A 2,644-nucleotide genomic window follows, 5' to 3' on the forward strand; every position below is an offset into this window, starting at 1 on the left:
CAAGTAAAGATAAAGATGGAAACCCAACTACAATCACAGTAACGGTTGGCGACAACGGTTCAGGTGAAGTGCCAAATGACAACCTTCCTAAGAAAGATGTCCCAGGTACAGGAACAGTAACAGAACCGAACAAGAAACCATCACAACCAGTAGATGTAACAACACCAGCTCGTAAGACACCAACAGTAGAGTTGGATAAAGATCCTAAGACAGGTGACGTTACAGTAACACCTAAGAAACCAGATGGCTCAACATATCCACCAGGAACTAAGGTAGAAATCCCAGGTGAAGATGGTCCAATCACTGTTGAAATCGGTCAAGATGGTAAAGGTAAAGTACCAAATGACAAACTTCCTAAGAAAGATGTCCCAGGTACAGGTAAGATTATAGAACCAGGTAAACCAGCAGTGGAAGTTCCAGTAGAAACTCCAGCTAAGGTAACACCAAATGCACCAAGAACTGAAAAACCAGGTAAGATTGAAATCACACGCAAACCAAATGGTGATGCGATTGTAACGCCTAAGAAACCAGATGGTTCAACATACCCATCAGGTAGCAAGGTAGTGATTCCAGGTGAAAATGGAACAACAATCACAGTCACAATTGGCGACAATGGCTCAGGTGAAGTACCAAATGACAAGCTTCCTAAGAAAGATGTCCCAGGTACAGGAACAGTAACCGAACCTAATAAAAAACCATCACAACCAGTAGATGTAACAACACCAGCTCAAAAGACACCAACACTAGATGTTGAACAAGATCCTAAGACAGGTGAGGTTACAGTAACACCTAAGAAACCAGATGGCTCAACATATCCACCAGGAACTACGGTAGAAATCCCAGGTGAAGATGGTCCAATCACTGTTGAAATCGGTCAAGACGGTAAAGGTAAAGTACCAAATGACAAACTTCCTAAGAAAGATGTCCCAGGTACAGGTAAGATTACAGAACCAGGTAAACCAGCAGTGGAAGTTCCAGTAGAAACTCCAGCTAAGGTAACACCAAATACCCCAACAACTGAAACACCAAGTGAGATTGAAATCACACGCAAACCAAATGGTGATGCAGTAGTAACGCCTAAGAAACCAGATGGTTCAACATATCCATCAGGCAGCAAGGTTGTGATTCCAGGTGAAAACAACACACCAATCGAAGTCACAATCGGCGACAATGGTTCAGGTGAAGTACCAAATGACAAGCTTCCTAAGAAAGATGTCCCAGGTAAAGGAACAGTAACCGAACCGAACAAGAAACCATCACAACCAGTAGATGTAACAACACCAGCTCAAAAGACACCAACAGTAGATGTTGAACAAGATCCTAAGACAGGTGACGTTACAGTAACACCGCAGAGACCAGGAGGAGGAACATATCCACCAGGAACTACGGTAGAAATTCCAGGTGAAGATGGTCCAATCACTGTTGAAATCGGTCAAGATGGTAAAGGTAAAGTACCAAATGACAAGCTTCCTAAGAAAGATGTCCCAGGTACAGGTAAGATTACAGAACCAGGTAAACCAGCAGTGGAAGTTCCAGTAGAAACTCCAGCTAAGGTAACACCAAATGCACCAAGAACTGAAAAACCAGGTAAGATTGAAATTACTCAACAACCAAATGGAAATGCGATTGTAACGCCTAAGAAACCAGACGGTTCAACATACCCACCAGGAACTACGGTAGAAATTCCAGGTGAAAATGGCACACCAATCACAGTTACAATTGGCGACAATGGTTCAGGTGAAGTGCCAAATGACAACCTTCCTAAGAAAGATGTCCCAGGTACAGGAACAGTAACAGAACCTAACAAGAAACCATCACAACCAGTAGATGTAACAACACCAGCTCAAAAGACACCAACACTAGATGTTGAACAAGATCCTAAGACAGGTGAGGTTACAGTAACACCTAAGAAACCAGATGGTTCAACATATCCATCAGGCAGCAAGGTTGTGATTCCAGGTGAAAACAACACACCAATCGAAGTCACAATCGGCGACAATGGTTCAGGTGAAGTGCCAAATGACAACCTTCCTAAGAAAGATGTCCCAGGTACAGGAACAGTAACAGAACCTAATAAGAAACCATCACAACCAGTAGATGTAACAACACCAGCTCGTAAGACACCAACAATAGAGTTGGATAAAGATCCTAAGACAGGTGACGTTACAGTAACACCGCAGAGACCAGGAGGAGGAACATATCCACCAGGAACTAAGGTAGAAATCCCAGGTGAAGATGGGCCAATCACTGTTGAAATCGGTCAAGATGGTAAAGGTAAAGTACCAAATGATAATCTTCCTAAGAAAGATGTCCCAGGTACAGGTAAGATTACAGAACCAGGTAAACCAGCAGTGGAAGTTCCTAATGTAACAACTCCAGCTAAGGTAACACCAGAAACACCAACAACTGAAACACCAAGTGAGATTGAAATCACACGCAAACCAAATGGTGATGCAGTTGTAACGCCTAAGAAACCAGATGGAAAACCATACCTACCAGGAACTAAGGTAGAAATTCCAAGTAAAGATAAAGATGGAAACCCAACTACAATCACAGTAACGGTTGGCGACAACGGTTCAGGTGAAGTGCCAAATGACAACCTTCCTAAGAAAGATGTCCCAGGTACAGGAACAGTAACAGAACC

General features: G+C 43.0%; 1 protein-coding gene. It reads left to right on the top strand.

What is annotated here, in order from left to right:
- A partial coding sequence (locus GEZ89_RS09625) for a hypothetical protein (protein ID WP_194251854.1) occupies positions 1 to 2,644 on the top strand: 2,644 nt, incomplete at both ends.

This window comes from Streptococcus mitis (assembly GCF_009496285.1).
GTDB classification, from domain to species: domain Bacteria; phylum Bacillota; class Bacilli; order Lactobacillales; family Streptococcaceae; genus Streptococcus; species Streptococcus mitis_BP.